Source organism: Halomonas sp. ND22Bw (assembly GCF_003011945.1).
In the GTDB taxonomy this organism is placed as follows: Bacteria; Pseudomonadota; Gammaproteobacteria; order Pseudomonadales; family Halomonadaceae; genus Halomonas; species Halomonas halophila.
In genome coordinates this window covers 1-288 of sequence record NZ_PXWD01000609.1, presented here as the reverse complement: position 1 = coordinate 288, position 288 = coordinate 1, and the positions used below count along the sequence as shown (strand labels likewise).

General features: G+C 71.2%; 1 protein-coding gene. It reads right to left on the bottom strand.

The genetic code is table 11. The annotated features are described in order from the left end of the window. Window positions 1-248: DUF2460 domain-containing protein (locus CVH10_RS19590; RefSeq protein ID WP_369335898.1), on the bottom strand; the 248-nt coding region annotated here is incomplete at its 3' end. Window positions 249-288: the final 40 nt, after the last annotated feature.

Sequence of the window (288 nt, the reverse complement as noted above, 5' to 3'; positions counted from 1 at the left end):
GTGGTCTCCACCCCGCCGACCGCGACGCGCACCGATCCCGCGACCGGCTTGACGATCGCCCGCGCCACGTCGCCATAGGCCTTGGTCAGGTCGAACGCAGTCCGCGCTCCGTCGCCGACACCCAGCGCCTGGTCGTCGGGCGCCGGCGTCCCGCCCGGCGCGCACGACGTGAAGTCGGCGAAATCCTTGAACCGGAACCCGTAAAGCCGCCCCCGCCGCGCCTCGAAGAAGGCGGTCAGTTCCGCCATGTCGTCCAGCGACCTCAGGTTCGCCCCGATCAGATACCGC